The organism is Bradyrhizobium vignae, assembly GCF_900324035.1.
GTDB classification, from domain to species: Bacteria; Pseudomonadota; Alphaproteobacteria; order Rhizobiales; family Xanthobacteraceae; genus Bradyrhizobium; species Bradyrhizobium vignae.
The window spans coordinates 1,341,579-1,356,934 of the sequence record NZ_LS398110.1 but is presented as its reverse complement, the minus strand read 5'-3'; the positions used below and the strand labels follow the sequence as shown (position 1 = coordinate 1,356,934).

Genomic DNA, 15,356 nt, shown 5'->3' with positions numbered 1-15,356 from the left:
GCATTCAACGCTCGCGGAACGCCCGGGCAACCTGGTCCAGGAGTGGCTTGGTGAAGTACGACAAGACGCTGCGGTCGTAGGTCTTGGCAAAGACTTCCGCCGGCATGCCGGGCACAAGCTTGACAGTGCCGAGCCGTGCCAGCTCCTCGGGCATTATCGAGACACGTACCGTGTAATAATTCTGACCCGTGCGTTGATCCGACGTCACGTCGGCGGAGATACGGCTGACCTTGCCCTCGATCTCCGGCGTCGTCCTCTGGTTGAATGCAGAGAATCGCAGGCTTGCCGATTGGCCGACATACAGCTGGTCGATGTCGGCCGGAGAAACCTTGGCTTCCACCATCAACAGGTCGGCTTCCGGCACGATCAGCATGACGGGATCGGCCGGGCTGACCACGCCGCCGACCGTATGGACATTGAGTTGATGAACCACGCCATCTTGCGGAGCGCGTATGTCAACCCGTCTCAGCTGATCTTCGGCCGTCACCTTGCGCTCGATGAATTCGCCAATCTTGCCGTCAATCTCGCGCAACTCCTTCGCAACCTCGCTGCTGAGGTCTTGGTCGATCTGCAGGATCTGCAGCTCGATTTCGGTCACCTTGCCCTGAACTTGGGCCGTGGAGGCGATCGACTGCGCCAGTTCGCCCTTGAGACGCGCGGCTTCGCGTTCCAAGAGGGTAAGACGGTTTATCTGGACCAGATTCTTCTCCCAGAGGCCGCGCACTCCGATCAGCTCGCGCTGGATCAATTCGATCTCCTCCGCCTTGGCTTGCTGCAAAGCCGCATAGCCGCGGATTTCATCCTCGAGCTGCGCGATCCGCTGGCGAAGCTGGGCCTTCTGGCCGCGACGCGCGGTGGCGCGCAACTCGAACAGCTTGCGTTCGCTGCCGATCGCCGCAACGAATTCCGCAGAAGCGTTGTCGAGCAGTTCCTGCGGGATGACCAGATTGTCGGCGCCGTCTCGCTCGCTGGCAAGACGAGCCTTGCGGGCGCGCATCTCATCCAATCCCTTGGTGTAGATGGCGAGGCCGGCACGCAGGGCGGTCTCGTCGAGCCGCACCAATGTCTCACCGGCACGAACATGGTCGCCTTCGCGAACCATCAGCTCTCCGACGATACCGCCGGTGAGATGCTGGACTTTCTTGACGTTGGAATCGACGACCACCGATCCAGCAGCGGTGACCGCTCCCGACAGTTCGGTCGTGGCGGCCCAGCCGCCGATCCCGCCGGTCAGACCCGCCGCCAGAACGACGCCGGCGAGCAGATGATGGCGCATGCTGCGATCTTCGCCATATGTCGCGGTGGTCATGTGGATGCGGCCGGTTGAGGAACAACAACCTTGAACGGTGCGCCAGGCGGCCCGGCTTCCCGCCTCGCCACCAGCGACTGCACTTCCTCCTTGGACCCGAACGCCTGCTGCCTGCCATGGGTCATCGTCATCACGAAGTCCACGGCAACCAGCGCGCTGGAGCGATGTGCGACGATGACGACAACGCCGCCTCGAGCCCGAACGCCGAGAATTGCGCGAGTCAGCGCCTCCTCGCCCTCGATGTCCAGATTGGAATTGGGCTCGTCGAGCACGACCAGGAAAGGATTTCCATACAGCGCACGCGCGAGCGCCACGCGCTGTCTTTGCCCCGCCGACAATAGCGCGCCCTGCTCGCCAATCTGGGTGTTGTACCCATCGGGCAGGCTGACGACGAGCTGGTGGACGCCGGCGGCTTCGGCAGCGGCAAGGATCTGCTCCATCGAAGCATCAGGTGCAAACCGTGCAATGTTCTCGGCGATGGTCCCCTCGAACAATTCGACGTCCTGAGGCAGGTATCCGATGTGATTTCCAAGTGCGTCAGGCGACCATTGCTCGAGCGATGCACCGTCGAGCCGGATAACACCGCGTGACGGCCGCCATGCGCCGACAAGGGCGCGCACCAGCGAGGATTTTCCCGAGCCACTGGCGCCGACAATGCCAAGCCCGCTGCCTGCCTTCAGGTGAAAGCTGATATCAGCAACCAGGATCTTTTCCGATCCAGGGGCGGCGACGGACAACTTGTCCACGACGAGGAATCGCGTCGGAGGCCGCAGAGGCAGTTTATCGGCGGACACCGGCAACGCCGACATGAGCCCGGTGAGGCGCTGCCAGCTTTGGGCCGCGGCGATGAAATTCTTCCAGTTGCCGATCGTGACATCCACGGGAGCAAGTGCGCGACCCGTCAGGATGGAACTGGCAATGATGATCCCCCCGGATGCCTCCTGTCGAATGACGAGGTAGGCCCCAACCCCCAGCACGGCCGATTGCAGCATCATGCGCAGCATCCGTCCCGTCACCCCGAAGCCTCCCGAGATGTCGTTGGCGATCCTTTGCTGCCTGCGATGAGCATCGCCCAGCTTGCGCCATCGCTCCAGAAACCTGGAGGACATCGACATGGCAATCAGGACTTCCGCATTGCGACGACTGGCTTCCGCAAGGCGGTTGCGTGCAGCGGCATAGCTCGACGCCTTCCGGACGGATTGCCGCGACAGCCGATCGGTGACCAGCGTCAACATCACCAGCATGAGCGCGCCGCCGAGGGCTGTCGCGCCAATCAGCGGATGGAAAGCAAAGCAGATGACGAGGTAGAATGGCAACCAGGGCAGATCGAACAGGGCAGGAAGACCAGAGCCCGACATCACCGATCGCACCGTGTCGACGTCGCGAACCGGCTGCAGTCCGTCTCCGCCACCGCGTGTGCGAAGCGGAAGGCGAACCATCAGATCGTAGATGCGGTCACTGATCCGCCAGTCGATCTGGTTCCCGATGCGAACCAGCATTCGACCGCGAACCACTTCCAATGTGCCCTGAAAGACGAACAGCAAGGCCGCGATGATCGTCAGGCCGGCCAGCGTAGATACGCTGCGGCCAGGCAGCACGCGATCATAGACCTCAAGCATGTAGAGGGAGCCGGTCAGGCTGAGGATATTGATCAACCCGCTGAAGGCTGCGATGCCCACCAGGGCCGCGCGGCACGATCGAAGAGCGGCGCGCAGCTCCGATCCTGCATCCGTGGAAACGCCTGCTTGCGTAGCCAACATCACACGCAATGACTCCGCAGCTTACGATGTGGTGATTGTCTCGAACTGATCGCCCCTTCACCGCAGAAAGCGATGAAACGGCTTCTAACTGTCGATGACTCATGACAGACGTTTGACAGCGACAGAGGTGCCGGACTTGGAGTCCGGCACCTCCACAGAGCAATAGCCTCGTCGGGCAACTTGGCGTCAGACGAGATATTGGTGGATCAGTTGCAGCTGGCCGCCTTCGACGAGCTCCCCTCCCACATTGAGGTGAGACTGGGTGTCGATCAGGTAGACGTTTTCCCCGGCATTGCCGAGGATATGCGTGACGTCGATGACGCCTGATGCCTCTTCGTCCTGGGTCAGGAAGTTTGCACCTCCCGTAACGAAGCGGCTTGCGTCGTGCTGAGCAAGCTGTGTGAGCGCGTCGGTCGCAGGATCGTATTGCCACACCTTGCCGAGATGGGCGTTGTTGCCGACGTCCTCGCAAAGAATGACTTTGCCGTGGGAATCGACGGCGACGTTGTCAAGCATCTTCTGGCCTTCGCTGCCGTTGAGCAGCAGCTTGATGGTGCCGCCGAGCTCGGGGTGCGACGCGTCGGTGAAGTCCAGCGCCCACAGCTGGCTCGGCGCGTTGAACGCATTCGTCGTCACGAAGTAGAAGCGGTTGGGATTGAGGGTGTCCCATGCGCCGTCCTCCGGCCGCAGGAAGCTCGTCACACCCGCAGTTTCGCTGTCCGCGTCGATTTGCGCGCCGGTTTTGCCGCTGACGTCGCCGAGGTCAATCATGGTGAAGGCGGACTTCTCGTCGGCACCCAGCGGGCTGGTGCTGCTCGGCGCATTGTTCGCGTAACCCTCGAAGTCGGTCACGTGAACCCCGAGCAGATGGCCGCCAGTCAGCCCGGCCTTCTCGATGGCATTTCCGGTCGACTGTTTGGTGCCGGAATAGAAGTAGACTTGGCCGTTCTGGCCGTCATCCATCATGCCGACGACGGTCTTGTCTCCCGTGTGCGCATTGGCGACCACGTTCTCGTAGGCCATGTTGCCGAGCCAGGCCAGCTCGTAGCTGTTCCCGTCCTGAGGGCCGCCGACAATGTGCGCAAAGGCTCGGCCCTCGACGCCACCCTCTTCACCATTGAGATACAGCCTGCCGTCGAAGCCAAGCCCCGTCTGCGCGTTGTAGAACGCGCCCGAATCGGCAAGATCGGCGGAACAGAACCGGTTGAACGATACGGGGCTGTTGCCGGTGCTGTGGTCGACATAGTTGCCGCCCTCGTACATCCAGACGTCATGGATGAGGTCCTTGCCCGACAGGACCTGCAGCGTCGTCTTGTCAATGACCCATTCCGACACGAACGCGCCGGTGCCGCCATGAGCGCGGGCAATGCCCGCCGCCGAGGGAAGTTCATGGTTCATCAGCACGGTGAAGGTGCCATCGCCATTGTCGAACGCGCCGAGGCCGTCCGGAATGCCGGCCATCTTGTAGCCGTTGACACTGTCGCCGGTCGTCAGCAACGACTCGGTATAAACGTGGGAATCGCTGCTGAGCAGGTAGGGTGTCTGTGAGCTCGACGCGCCCTTCACCTGATCGGAAACAATGAACTGCTCGGCGTGAAGATCAGAAATGCGGGCATGCTCGATGATGAGCGCGTCGCCATTGCCGAGATCGATCTGAACTTTATGGCCGATCTGGCGCGCGGAATTGATCAGCGCCTGAAAGGACGGAATGTTGAAGTCGCGGACGTCGATGCGATCGCCGGAATCGAGATGCTGGATCGTGTCCACACCCATGCCCTTCCGAAGCAGGAACTTGTCGTTGCCCTGATCTCCGTCCAGTTGGTCTCGGCCTGCGCCGCCAAGGAGCAGATCCCGGCCGCGGCCGCCATGCAGGTCGTCATTGCCGTCGCCGCCGATCAGGACGTCATTGCCGCTTTCGCCGAACAGCACATCGTTTCCCTTGCCGCCGTCGATCCAATCATCGCCGCGACCGCCGAAGACGGTGTCATTGCCGAGGCCGGCATTGATGGTATCATTGCCACGGAAGCCAAGGATGATGTCGCCAAGGTCCGACCCCGCAATGATGTCGTCTCCGTTGGTTCCGAACTTGATTTTCTTGAACGGACCGATGTGGCGATCGCCGTGGTGATGGTGTGACATGCTTTGCTTCCTGGCTTTTGGCTTGGTACTGGCACGAACGCTCCGTTAACCAACGGCTGTGACGTTGACGCGACATCGAGATGACGAGGACGATGCCCGCGTTCGATTCGAATTGTGCCATTCCGCTCTAATGAGCCATCAGGACAGGCAGATCCGCATGCTCCATGATATAGCTGGTCGCCCCGCCGAAGATCATTTGCCGCAGCCGGGTGCGGGTGAAGGCTCCCTTGATCAAGAGATCGCAGCCTTCAGCTCTCGCGGCATCGAGGACCGCCTCTCCGGTCTCGCGGTTCTCCAGTTCAACCCTTCTCACCTGGGCTGCAATGTCGTTGTACCGCAGTTGCTGAACGATCTGATCGGCAGACGGTCCTGCTACCCCCTGGCCGCCAATGACGGTTAGCACCGATACCCTTTCGGCCGCACGAAGCAGCGGCATGGCAAATGCGTTTGCCCGAGCCTGCTCGGTACTACCATTCCAGTGGATCATGATGTTCGTCGCGATGCTTCTTGGTGCATTGGATGGCGTCAGGAGCACGGGCCTGCCGCTCTCAAACAGCGCGGATTCAATCGCGCGACGGTGAGGGCCCGCAGCATCGACGTCGGACCGTGCCATCACGATCAGATCGAAAGCGCGCCCATAAGTTCCGACAAAGTCCTCGCCCTCAGGCGCGGTCTCCAGCCAGCCGAAGCATGGTCCACGCGATCCCGCAGTGGCTCGAGGAATATCGTGCTTCAACATGAATGCTTCGAAAAAGTTGCGCATGTCGTTCAATTCGGCTTCGGTCTTGACTTGATACGAATCCAAAAGGATGCCGGTGGCCAATTCCGCGGCTACATATTGAGGGATGCCGAACCGGAGCGGAAAGCCCTCGATATAGGCGCCGGAACGTTGCGCGAGACCTACGACGACATTGAGCGTGGATGTCATCATCGGAATGTTTCGAAGCGGGACCAAGAGCGTCTTCATTTTGAACCCCCGGTGTTTGCGGTGAACATTGACGCAGGATGCCTAGTTTCGCTTGGGACGGCGTGCCACGCGTGCCGACGATACAAGCTCCGCGAGAAAGCGACCGGCGCGCAGATCACGTCGGAACTGCCGGCGGAATGGTGCCTCGACATCGGATTCATCGTCGACGACATTATTTGACCGCTCAACTGCTGCCTCCGGTCTGCAATGGTGCCGCCAGCGTACGTGGCAGCGTAATGATGAATTCCGTATGATCGCCAGGCTCGGTATCGACCTCGATGCTGCCGCCGTGTTGCTTCACAATGACGTCGTGGCAGATTGAAAGGCCAAGCCCGGTACCTTCACCTGCGGGCTTGGTGGTGAAGAATGGATTGAATATTTTCTCCCTCACGTCGGCCGGGATGCCCGTGCCATTATCGCGAATGCGGATTTCGACGGCGCCGCCGAGGTTTGTGGTCGTCGCGCGCAGCCTTGGCTCGAAGCCGTCGCCGGCGGCGTCCTTCTGCTTGCTAGCCGCGTAGAAGCCATTTGAAATGAGGTTGAGGAACACCCGCGTGATTTCCTGCGGATACAGCTCGATCGTCCCCGCACTGGGATCGAGATTCCTTTCAAGCTTGATGTTGAAACCCGCCTTTTCAGCGCGCGCGCCGTGATAGGCAAGGTTGAGACTTTCCTCAACGATGGCGTTGATGTCGGCCGAGCGGCGCTCGCCGGAACCCTCGCGCGAGTGCAGAAGCATATTCTTGACGATGGAATCGGCGCGCTTTCCGTGCTGCACGATTCTCTCCAGATTGCCTTGTAGCATGCGTATCAGCGCGTCGATGTCCTGCCTTGCTGCCTCGCCGAGAGCGGCCGAGCGCAGCCCGTCGCCGAGTTCGTCAATCAGCTCGGAGGAAAGCGCAGCGAAATTATTGACGAAATTGAGCGGGTTCTTGATCTCATGTGCAATGCCGGCGGTGAGTTGCCCGAGCGAGGCAAGCTTCTCGGTCTGGATCAACCGATCCTGCGCGTTTCGCAATTCCTCGAGCGATCGCGACAACTCCATAGTGCGCTCGCGCAGTTCATTCAGCAGGCGTGCATTCTCGATCGCGATCACACCCTGGTGCGCGAAATTGGACACGAGCTCGATCTGCTTGTCCGTGAAGGGCTTAACTTCCTGGCGGAAGATCGTGATGGTGCCGATCAGTTCGTCTTCCTTGAGCATGGGCACGATGACGAGGGTCCTTGCGCCAGCAAGGTCGGCAAGCGCGCGAACGTCGGGGTTGCCTTCGATATAGGGCGGCTGCGTCCTGATATCGTCGATATGAACCGCCTGGTGAGTCTTCTCGACGGTGCAGAGCCCGCTCGCGGGATGCGGGCGAATGCTCTGGTGCAGCCGGGTCTCAACATAAGCTGGCGGCGCGTTGTGCAATGCGACCGTACGAAAGCCGCCTTCCTCGTAGAGATTCATGGTGCCGAAGCCGGCGCCGCAGATCCGTGTCGCATTCTCCAGCATCTTGTGGAAGACCGGAGTCAACGAGCCTGATGAAGCGCTTATGATTTCCAGCACCTCCGAGGTTGCGGTCTGCCGCTCCAGCGATTCGTTCAACTGCTCGAACAGGCGCGCATTGCCGATGGCGATAACAGCCTGATCTGCAAAAGTCTGGAGCAGGTTGATCTGCTTCTCGCCGAATGGACGAACCTCCGTGCGACGTAGCACGATCGCTCCCATGGCCTCGCCTTCGCGCAACAGCGGCACACTCAAAACGGTCCGAACGTTGGAGCGAAGCGCATATTCGCGTCCTGTCGGGAATTCCTCCCCTTCGGGTCCAAGCAGATCATGCACGTGAACGGTGCGGCGGTCGATAATGGCCCGGCCGCTGGGCGATTGCGCACTGATCGATCGTCGACTCCACACGACGGGAACTCGACCATGGTGCGCCTGGACGAGGATATCGTCGCCGTCCCTCAGAACGACGAGCGCATCGTATGCCTCGCAAAGCCCGCATGCGCTTTCCACGATCGCTTTGAGCGCCGGACCGACTTCAGTCGGCGAGGAAGCGATAACCCTCAGGATATTGGCGCTGCCGGTCTGGTACGTCAGCGCCTCGGATAGATCCCGCGTCCTGCTTTGCAATTGTTCGAAGAGCCGTACATTCTCGATGGCGATCACGGCCTGATCGGCAAACGTGGCGACCAACTCGATCTGCTTTTCCGTGAAGGGCTGCACGCGCTTGCGGGCGATCACGATCGCGCCGATCGGCTCATTCTCGCGCAGGAGGGGAACGCCGAGTGCCGTGCGCTGGCCAGCCATGGTGATGGACTCGTGCAGGCGGTATTCGGGATCTGCAGCGACGTCGAGGATTTGCACGGGACGACGCTCGAGTACGGTCCGACCTGTGACCGTGCTCCTGCCGGGGGCAACCGGGTGAGCCTGCAGAAACGCGATGTATTCCTCGGAAAACCCTACCGCTGCTCCGGCCTGATATTCATCGCCTTCGCGGCGCATGATGAATGCCATCTCCGCTTCGCACAGCCTTGCCGCCGAATCGACCAGCGTGTTGAGTACGGCTTGCAGATCGAAGGTCGAGCGGCTGATCACCTTCAGCACATCGGCAGTCGCGGTTTGCTGCTGGAGCGATTCGGCGAGATCGCGCGTCTTCGCTTGGACCTCATCGAACAGCCGGACGTTCTCTATGGCGATGACGGCCTGGTCGGCGAAGGTCTGCAGAAGTTGCACATGATGCGGAGCGAAGGTACCCGGCTCGGCTCGCGTTACGCTGATCATGCCGATCACCTCGCCGCCGGTCGCGAGCGGAACGAACAACATGCTGCGAAAGCCGCGGGCGCGGGCGATGAACTTGATGTCGTTTGTCAGCGCTTCGGTATCGGGGGTCGGCACCACCTTACCGGTCTGCGTCCTTGCAAAACTCTCGAAATCGGCAATCGGCCGCGGAAACATCTTCTTCAATGCTTCATCGGCGGCGGAATTCGTCGGCGTGAACGCCGCCAAGTGGGCGGAGCCGTCGATGAAGCGGAATACGGTCGTCGAAAAGCCGCCGAGCAAGGCATTGGCGCGCCTCGCGATTGCATCGAATACCGGTTTCACCTCGGATGGCGAGCCGGCAATGATCTTGAGAATGTCCGCGGTGGCGGCCTCGCGATCTTGTGCGGCGCGCAATTCGGCGAGGAGCCGCGCGTTCTCCTGCTGCAAATCCGCCACAACGTCCTGAGGAAGCGCGGCCATGGTGAAAATCCACGTCGCCAGCCGGTTCGCAGCCGACGTCAAAATCCAATCAAGAAAGCATCCGGAATTATTCCACCATCAGGTGCTTCCGACCAGACCTATCGTGAGTTGATTTTCACTCGATTGCGCGTCAGTTCGCCTCCGCAATGTGGCGAAGCGGCGAGTTCCGCAAATTGCCGCTGCGGGCCGACTTGTTTTGTGCCGGAGCGGAGCGCGGCGTGATCGTCGGCCTGCTCGCTGCCGCGGTGGCCGTGAACGACGAGCAGTATCGGAAATGACGCGCGGGCGCGATACACTGCGCATAAGAGGTCAGGAGGAGCAGCGCATGGCGACCATATTCATCACGGGCAGCACCGACGGCCTCGGCCGGGCGGCGGCGCAATCACTCCTCGATCAAGGTCACCGCGTGGTGCTGCACGCGCGTTCGGCGGATCGTGCCGTAGCGCTCGGCCAACTCACGTCGCGTGCCGCGGGGGTGGCGGTCGGCGATCTCAGAAGTGCGGCAGAGACGAGGAGCATCGCGGATCAGGTCAACGCGATCGGGCGCATGGATGCGGTCATCCACAATGCCGGCGTCTACACGCGGCCAAGCCGTGGCGCGACGCCGGAAGGCCATGCCGAGACCTTCGCCATCAACACGCTTGCGCCGTACATGCTGACGGCCTTGATCGAGCGGCCGGGCCGATTGGTCTATCTCAGCAGCGGACTGCACCGGGACGGAGAGGGTTCGCTCGGCGATCTCGACTGGAGGAAGCGGACTTGGAATGCGGCCAAGGCCTACGCCGAGAGCAAGCTGCACGTCGTCGCGCTGGCCTTCGCGCTGGCACGACGCTGGCCCGAGGTCCTGAGCAACGCCGTCGATCCCGGATGGGTCCGCACGAAGATGGGCGGCGCGGGCGCTCCGGTCGATATCGACACCGGACAACGAACCCAGACCTGGCTCGCGGTGAGCGAGGATTCCGCTGCCTTGGTCAGCGGACGCTACTGGCATCATCTCGCGCAGCAGCAGCCGGCCAGCGAGGCGGCGGATCGGAAATTTCAGGACCAGCTCATCGGCCAATTGAGCGAGCTGACGGGCGTCGAGCTGCCGGAGGTGTAACGCAGGATGTGATGAACACGAAATGCTGCAATGACGGAGGTGCGCTCCCTCTTCCGCAGGACTATCGCAAATGAGAGCTTTTCCGTGCGGCCATCCTTCGAGACGCCCGCTTGAGGCGGGCTCCAATGAGATTGCTCCCGTCGATAGCGCCTTTTGCCGCGCGATCGTCGCCTGGCCCTGCGCGTCCCTACCCGATCGACAGGATCTCGATCTCCTGCGCGCCTGAGCCCACGACGTCTCCGACCGCCTTTGCCATCAGCGACCTCGCAACCGGCGAGACGAACGAGATCGAGCCGGCCTTGGGATCAGCCTCGTCCTCACCGACGATACGGTAGGTCTGCACGCGGCCATCGGGGCGGCTGAAGGTCACGGTGCTGCCGAAGGCGACGATTTCGGTCGAGGTCGGATCGGGCATGACCTGAGCGGTGCGTAAGCGTTCGGTGAGATAGCGGACGTCGCGCAGCGGCACCGCCGACTGCCGGCGCTTCTCGTTGACGTCCTCGATGGCTTGCGCGGCTTCATAGGCCTGGCGCGCTTCGGCAAGCTGCGTCTGCAACGCCTTGAAGCCTGCCTCCGTGACGAGGTTCGGATGCGGTGAGATCGGGCGATCCGGCAACAGCGTCTCGGACGCGGTTTCGGCGCTTTCTTCCTTGGTGAAGGCGACGCTCAATTGAATATCCTGTCGAGCTGGTTGGATGGCGACGCCGTGTGCCGCCGCTGCCCAAGACTATATCTCAAGTTCGACGAAACGGCGGAGCTTGAAGACGAGGTCCGGAATCGCCTGGCGGAACCGGGTTGCGTTCTGGAAACTGGTCGAGAACGGCGCGAAGGTGAGCATGGCGTTCCAATTCCGATAGCCGTAGACCGTGACCGAGACGCCAGAACTCGGGAAATCTTCCAGCTTGCGCAGCTCGCCGAGCACGAGATCGGCGATCGCCTCCGCCGGCAGCAGGCGCTTGCCGTCCCGCGTGGTCGCGATCTGCACAGGCGGCTCGACCGGTTTCGTGGCAGCCGGCACGGCATCGGGTGCGTTCTCGGCTTTGGCCGCTGCCGGATCGGAGCTGGATGTCGGCCCCACTGCATCCGCCGGCACGATCGGCGGAACCTCGGCGGGCGGCGGCGGTGCAACACTGTCCGCGCGCTTGTTGCCTCCCAGGATGCTGCTGATCATGGCCATAAGGCCAGCATCCTTCACCTCGTCACTCATCATTCCCCCCGGCTTCGCCCTACTTTAGCACTGCTCTCGCAGACCGCCACCGCGGATGTGGGGCCGGAAGCCGCCCGGCCAAGACCGTCGCACCACCGTCGATCCCGCTACTGCTTATCGAACGGAATGTATCGCTGATACTGCTTGGGCACTGAACTGCGGTAGCGCGCAGGCACGGTGCCGGTGTCGATCGAATGATCGATCTCCTGCTGCCGGGTCATCCTCTTCTTCGCCCGCTTCTTCGATGCGCTCTTCTTGGCGTCGGTCGGCTGGCTGGTATCGGTGGTCGCGCCCGGCGTGGTCGACGCGGCTGGCGCGGGGCTTGTCGTCGCAGGCGCGGTGGTCCCGCCGGCGGCCGGAGTGGTCTGCGCCAGCACGAGCGACGATTGTGCAAGAAGCGCCAGCGCTGCGGTCGCACCGAGCAAATATGACCTTTGCATCAGAACCTCCAAATGACCTGACCCGAATGAGCAAAAGCGTAGGCCTCCGGGCATGGCGCGTGCAAGTCCGCAGACGGCAAATCCGTTCACGACAAGTCTGCACGATAGGCCGACAACCCGGTGGCGAACTGTGGCCGAGATCACATTGCTCGCCGCGGTTCGCATCATCATGCATGCGTGTTGAACGCGGCGGCCGCTGCGGACACCAAGACGAGCACGACGAAGTGTCGGACAAATCCCGGAACACGTAGAATGAGCTGGTGTTATCCCCCGTTCTCGAAGGAGTCTGAAATGCGTCGCACCATCCTCACCCTGGCATCGCTCGCAGCGCTGATCGCCGTCGCATCGCCGGCGGCCCAGGCGCATCCTGCAAACGATCGATATTGCCTGCAGGGCCGCATGTGGGGCTATCCCGGCAACTGCCAGTTCGCGACCTATCAGCAGTGCCAGGCCTCCGCCTCCGGCACGTCGGCCTATTGCGGCATCAATCCGCGCTACGCGTTCGCGCCGCAGCGCTATTACTGACGTGATTGCGGCGTGCGCGCTGTCGCGCGCGCCGCCACAATCTTCCGGTGAAGACGATCGACCGAAAGCCCGGCGAGTCGTCACCGCATGAAGCTGCTTGCGCGCGGCGATGACGAGAATGTTATCCGTCATCGGTCCGGGAAGAATTTGCAAAGCGCCGCCGCAGCTTGCTCGCACCCCTCCGCTTCGGAACAGCATCGACATCGCGCACAGTGTGAAGCGACGGCTTGTCGCACGCCGGAATCCTGATCTAGCTTTGCCTGTATATTCTATTGCTAACAACTTTAGCTTTATTCGTTCCGTCGTGACTTTTCAGAGGAGGTGTTTTCATGAGCAGCCGCCACGCAATTGTTCCGCGCGGATTGAACGCAACCCGTTCGCCGCTTTCGCAAGGCCGCTTCGGCCGCATGTTCCGCAAGCTCACCCCGGCGACGTTCGGCGTGAACGACGCCGACAATGTCGCGAACCTTTCGGCGCTCGCCGACAAGATGGTCGGCAAGTTCGACGCGCCCAAGGATGGACCGGACGCGGAGGAGAGCGGCATCCCCGCGCTCTACACCTATTTCGGCCAGTTCGTCGATCACGACATCACCTTCGATCCGGTCAGCTCGCTGACGAGGCAGCAGGATCCCGACGGGCTCGTCGACTTCCGCACGCCGTCCTTCGATCTGGACAACGTCTACGGCCGCGGGCCGAACGACCAGCCCTACATGTATGACGGCAACAAGTTCCGCCTCGGCGAGACGCTGAGCGGCGCGGGCGTGCCTGATGCCAACGACCTGCCGCGCTTCAAGGGCCGCGCGCTGATCGGCGATCCCCGCAACGACGAGAACAGCATCGTCTCGCAGTTCCAGGCCCTGATGCTGCGCTTTCACAACCGCATGGTCGACGAGAATGACAGCCTGTCGTTCGAGGACGTGCAGCAGCGCGTCCGCTTCCATTATCAATACGTCGTGCTGAACGACTTCCTGCCGCGCATCGTTCACGCCAGCGTGCTGGACGAATTGAAGACCGCGGGCCGCTACGACCGCAGCAAGCTCGCCCACTACCACTGGAAGACCTATCCGTTCATGCCGGTCGAGTTCTCGGTCGCGGCCTACAGGCTCGGGCACTCCATGATCCGACCCGGCTACCGGCTGAACGATGCGGACAACATGCTGCTGCAGATCTTCCCCGATCCGAACAACCCCGACCAAAACGCGCTGACGGGGTTCCGCGCCATGGGCCCGGGGCGCGCCATCGACTGGGGCCGCTTCATCGATCTCGACACGCGCGCTTACGGCGTCGAGGACGACGACACCAATCCCGAGAACAAGCGGCGGCTGCAGTTCGCCTATCGCATCGACGCATCGCTGGTGGACCCGCTGCGCAAGCTGCCGCCGGAGGTCGCATCCAATCCGGCGTCGCTGGCGCTGCGCAATCTCGAGCGCGGCTGGCGGCTCGGCCTGCCCTCGGGGCAAGCCGTCGCCAGGGCGATGAACGTGACGCCGCTGGCCGACGACCAGATCGTCATCGGCAAGGCCGTCGACGAGCCCGGCCCCGACGATCCGCAAACCAAGATCGCAAGCATTGCGAACGGCGTGTTTGCCGGCAATTGCCCGCTCTGGACCTACATCCTGGCCGAGGCGCGGCAGTTCCAAACCACCGTGGCCATTCCCGCCACCGGCGCGCCGGCGGCCGGAATCAACACACCGCAGCTCGGCCCCGTCGGCGGTCGCATCGTGGCCGAGGTCTTCCTCGGCATGCTGTTCGGCGACAACTCCTCCGTGCTGTCACTCGACCCGCAATGGACGCCGGTGACGGGCCCCGGCTTCGCGTTGAAGGACCTCGTCGCCTACGCGCTCGGCCAGGGCGATCCGTTGCACTGAGCGCGCTTGCACAATGAAAGGCCGCTCGCATCGCGCGGGCGTCCTTTCGGCTGAAACTCATTGAAACGAGATTCGGCGAGCCGTCCCTGGTTCACCTCTCCCCGACGGGGAGAGGTGAAACCGTGCCCCGAGCGCGTATCGATTCAACCAAAACTCAGCGTCTAAAGCGCGATGAGATTTGGATGAATCGTCATCGCGCTTTAGCTTGTTGTTTACGCATGATCTTTCCGGAAAACCGCTTCGCACTTTTCCGGATCATGCTTTAATGCGCAGCCCCAAGACCACTCTCCGCAACCCGCGCTGCGAACCAGAGTGACAGCGGCTGATCGACAATGCCACTCACATAGACCTCCGACATGGTCACATGGTGCCTGTCCAGCACCAGGAGAACACCCATCCAGTAGGGAAACCAGACATGCACATCGGTCAGCGCCCGCAGCTTGTGCTGATCGTGATCGAGCGGCGTGTGATTGCTCGCCTTGCGGATCTCAACGGCGAGCAGGTTGTTCGGGATCTCGCGCTGATGCACGACGACATCGGGATAGATCGACTTGCCGAGATGATCGTCGGTCGAGATGATGGTACCGTGCGGCAGGTGCAGCGTGCGCTCGCCGAGCCGGTCGTAGTTGCAGTCGACCGACCAGCCCGGAAACTGCTTTTCCAGATGCACGGCGAAGCGGTGCGTCACTGCACGCTCGCCGACGTCCTTCTCGAACAGGAAACCCTCGTGGGCGTAGACGTCCCTGAGCGCCGCGATCACCTTGTTCAGCTCGGTCTGCATCGTGCCTCCGGGCTCACGGCGCTCTGTCTGTTGGC

The 15,356-nt window shown here is 62.0% G+C and carries 12 protein-coding genes and 2 pseudogenes; 3 read left to right on the top strand and 11 right to left on the bottom strand.

Annotation, left to right across the window (positions count from 1 at the left end; all coding sequences use genetic code 11):
* Positions 1–4 precede the first annotated feature (4 nt).
* From BRAD3257_RS06525 to BRAD3257_RS06500, 7 genes and pseudogenes are all read right to left on the bottom strand, one after another.
* Positions 5–1,309 carry an HlyD family type I secretion periplasmic adaptor subunit gene (locus BRAD3257_RS06525; RefSeq protein WP_122401172.1) on the bottom strand — a complete coding sequence of 435 codons (1,305 nt, stop codon included), beginning with the start codon at positions 1,307–1,309 and terminating at the stop codon, positions 5–7.
* Positions 1,306–3,069, bottom strand: coding sequence for a type I secretion system permease/ATPase (locus BRAD3257_RS06520; RefSeq protein WP_122401171.1), 1,764 nt, complete (start codon positions 3,067–3,069; stop codon positions 1,306–1,308). The genes BRAD3257_RS06525 and BRAD3257_RS06520 overlap by 4 nt, the downstream gene beginning before the upstream one ends.
* Positions 3,070–3,255: 186 nt before the next feature.
* Positions 3,256–4,635 (bottom strand): PhoX family protein, encoded by a 1,380-nt coding sequence (locus BRAD3257_RS06515; protein WP_244607995.1) that lies wholly within the window; start codon positions 4,633–4,635, stop codon positions 3,256–3,258.
* A gap of 276 nt (positions 4,636–4,911) precedes the next feature.
* A pseudogene (locus tag BRAD3257_RS40735) lies at positions 4,912–5,208 on the bottom strand (calcium-binding protein); the annotation flags it as partial.
* A 127-nt stretch (positions 5,209–5,335) separates the two neighbouring features.
* Positions 5,336–6,175 carry a universal stress protein gene (locus BRAD3257_RS06510; RefSeq protein WP_122401169.1) on the bottom strand — a complete coding sequence of 280 codons (840 nt, stop codon included), beginning with the start codon at positions 6,173–6,175 and terminating at the stop codon, positions 5,336–5,338.
* Between the two features lie 63 nt (positions 6,176–6,238).
* Positions 6,239–6,346 (bottom strand): annotated as a pseudogene (locus BRAD3257_RS40730) (response regulator); the annotation flags it as partial.
* Between the two features lie 13 nt (positions 6,347–6,359).
* Entirely contained in the window at positions 6,360–9,401 is a 3,042-nt protein-coding gene (locus BRAD3257_RS06500; protein ID WP_122401168.1) for a GAF domain-containing protein, read from the bottom strand.
* Positions 9,402–9,726: 325 nt separating this feature from the next.
* Between BRAD3257_RS06500 and BRAD3257_RS06495 the strand changes: the two genes are divergently transcribed.
* Positions 9,727–10,500 (top strand): SDR family NAD(P)-dependent oxidoreductase, encoded by a 774-nt coding sequence (locus tag BRAD3257_RS06495; protein WP_122401167.1) that lies wholly within the window; start codon positions 9,727–9,729, stop codon positions 10,498–10,500.
* Between the two features lie 187 nt (positions 10,501–10,687).
* Here BRAD3257_RS06495 and greA read toward each other — a convergent pair whose 3' ends face one another.
* The 3 genes from greA to BRAD3257_RS06480 form a co-directional block, all read right to left on the bottom strand.
* Positions 10,688–11,170 carry a transcription elongation factor GreA gene (gene greA / locus BRAD3257_RS06490; RefSeq protein WP_122401166.1) on the bottom strand — a complete coding sequence of 161 codons (483 nt, stop codon included), beginning with the start codon at positions 11,168–11,170 and terminating at the stop codon, positions 10,688–10,690.
* 57 nt (positions 11,171–11,227) lie between these two features.
* The gene (locus BRAD3257_RS06485) at positions 11,228–11,707 is read right to left on the bottom strand and encodes a hypothetical protein (protein ID WP_122406406.1); all 480 of its coding nucleotides are present in this window, start codon (positions 11,705–11,707) and stop codon (positions 11,228–11,230) included.
* A gap of 107 nt (positions 11,708–11,814) precedes the next feature.
* Complete coding sequence (locus BRAD3257_RS06480) at positions 11,815–12,147, bottom strand: hypothetical protein (RefSeq protein ID WP_122401165.1); 333 nt, start codon at positions 12,145–12,147, stop codon at positions 11,815–11,817.
* Positions 12,148–12,438: 291 nt separating this feature from the next.
* Here BRAD3257_RS06480 and BRAD3257_RS06475 point away from each other — a divergent pair, with 291 nt between their 5' ends.
* Positions 12,439–12,672 carry a DUF3551 domain-containing protein gene (locus BRAD3257_RS06475; RefSeq protein WP_122401164.1) on the top strand — a complete coding sequence of 78 codons (234 nt, stop codon included), beginning with the start codon at positions 12,439–12,441 and terminating at the stop codon, positions 12,670–12,672.
* A gap of 329 nt (positions 12,673–13,001) precedes the next feature.
* Positions 13,002–14,540 (top strand): peroxidase family protein, encoded by a 1,539-nt coding sequence (locus BRAD3257_RS06470; protein ID WP_122401163.1) that lies wholly within the window; start codon positions 13,002–13,004, stop codon positions 14,538–14,540.
* 262 nt (positions 14,541–14,802) lie between these two features.
* On the opposite strand, the gene BRAD3257_RS06465 is transcribed toward BRAD3257_RS06470, so the two are convergent.
* Positions 14,803–15,321, bottom strand: a complete 519-nt coding sequence (locus BRAD3257_RS06465) for a hypothetical protein (protein ID WP_122401162.1) — start codon at positions 15,319–15,321, stop codon at positions 14,803–14,805.
* Between the last annotated feature and the right edge of the window lie 35 nt (positions 15,322–15,356).